General features: G+C 49.8%; 3 protein-coding genes. 1 reads left to right on the top strand and 2 read right to left on the bottom strand.

The genetic code is table 11. From position 1 onward, the window contains the following. Positions 1-485 (top strand): 1-acyl-sn-glycerol-3-phosphate acyltransferase (locus NZ772_18385; GenBank protein MCS6815525.1); only part of this gene is annotated, 485 nt, incomplete at its 5' end. A 15-nt stretch (positions 486-500) separates the two neighbouring features. Here the strand turns inward: NZ772_18385 and NZ772_18380 are convergent. After that, a complete protein-coding gene (locus NZ772_18380; GenBank protein ID MCS6815524.1) occupies positions 501-1,304 on the bottom strand; it encodes a DUF4333 domain-containing protein in 804 nt (267 codons plus the stop codon). Positions 1,305-1,439: 135 nt separating this feature from the next. Next, the coding region (locus NZ772_18375) for an ATP-binding cassette domain-containing protein (GenBank protein MCS6815523.1) at positions 1,440-1,803 on the bottom strand (364 nt) is incomplete at its 5' end.

Below are 1,803 nucleotides of genomic sequence, written 5' to 3'. Positions count from 1 at the left end.
ATGCTAGTGACTTTGACCCACCTATTTTGGCCAGTTGTGTGGGTCGTCCTGTAGCCTTCATGGCTAAGGAAGAGTTATTTCGAGTGCCCATCTTGGGGGCAGCAATTCGATTGTATGGGGCGTATCCTGTCAAGCGAGGATCTCCTGACCGGAGTGCGTTGCGATCGGCACTGGAATCTATGCAGCGAGGATGGGCAGTAGGTATCTTTCTAGAAGGCACTCGTACTCCCGACGCTCGTATCCATTCACCCAAACTAGGGGCTGCTCTCATTGCAGCCAAAGCAGGTGCACCCCTGCTGCCTGTCAGCCTTTGGGGAACAGAGCGCATCATCAAAGGCAAATCACCTGTGCCTAATGCAGTTCCAGTAACAGTTCGGATTGGAGAATTATTGCCTCCACCAGCATCTACAGACCGTGCAGAGCTAGAAGCTGTTACCAATCGCTGCGCTGATGTGATTAACAGTATGCACGCTCTTGGTCGATAAACTGATAGACCAGCACTAGTCCAACTTGTCTAAGCCCAACTCCTCAATCTCTTCAGCCGTAGGTGGAGGTAGGGGCTTTTGCTTCTTGCCTCCACTCGTCTCCGTTGCGGCTGCCGATGCAGCAGCGTCAGTCGTACCTGTGGCCGCAGTCGAGGATGCATTACCAGGCGCAGCGCCAGGTTTGCCAGGTGCAGCAGCAACTCTTACTTCAGGCATAACTTGCTGCCAAGTCACGTTACGATCAGGGTCGATCGCAACCAACACTCGCACAGGCCGCTGAAGTTGAACCGCGGTTTTACCTTTTTGGTTGGCCTTAGCGTCAGTCTTAGCATCAGGCTTCTTAGCATCGGCATTCTTACCACCTGTGGCCGTGTCGCTACCTTGGGCAATAATTTTGCACTCAAAGGTTTCTCCAGGCTTAACACTACGGTACTTCTTACCACCACAATCAACCTTTGGAGGTTTACCAAACTGACTCTGAAGCGCCTGCTCAATAGTTGCCTGCAGCTTTAACAAGTTCAACAGGCCCTTTGTATGGGGAACATCCCACTTAACAGTACCTTTATCATCTTCTTGGGTAACAGTAATCGCAAACCGAGTTTCATTTTCTAGCTCACCCACACATTTAAACGGTCTATCCTTGTCCATGGGAACTCGCTGGGGGCAGGTTACAACCTTGAGCGTGGGTGCACCCTGTGTAGTTACATCTAACTTGATGGCATCTGCAATTTTCTTAGTGTCCAGAGGTTTACTACAGGCGGCTAATGCGCATAGACTTACCAAGGCCAATGCTCTGTACCATTGGGGCAACCGCTGCATTTTACCAACCCTAGCTATCCTAATCATCGGCCCAGATTTTAGCTGCTTATTCACAAGTTCTAGTTTTGATTACTGTTGATCGACACTATATCGCACCCTGAGTTGTCTTTAGGTTAACTGCTCGTAAAGTCGAGATTAATCTGGTGTAGATTCCTTATATACACGACTAACACCTAGGTACAGTTCACCTATTTTCGGATCGTTTAGCAGCTCAACCCCAGAACCTGTAAACCGATCGCGGCCTGCTTCTAACACATAGCCACGATCTGCCATTTTTAGCGCCATGCGAGCATTTTGCTCAACGAGAACAATTGCAGTGCCGCGCTGATTAATCTGCTGAATCTGCTCAAACACATTGCTAACCAAGATGGGCGACAAGGCTGCTGATGGCTCATCAAGTAGGAGCAAGCTCGGCTTCAGCATTAATGCCTTACCCATCGCTAACATCTGACGTTCACCACCTGAAAGAGTCCCTGCTGCCTGGAAACGTCGATCGGCT

The sequence above is a fragment of the Cyanobacteriota bacterium genome, from assembly GCA_025054735.1.
Taxonomy (GTDB): domain Bacteria; phylum Cyanobacteriota; class Cyanobacteriia; order SKYG9; family SKYG9; genus SKYG9.
This window is presented reverse-complemented; position numbering and strand designations above follow the sequence as displayed.

Bases quoted from the DNA above. Each gene is read 5' to 3' on its own strand.
- NZ772_18380 (MCS6815524.1), bottom strand. From the start codon at position 1,304: ATGCAGCGGTTGCCCCAATGGTACAGAGCATTGGCCTTGGTAAGTCTA.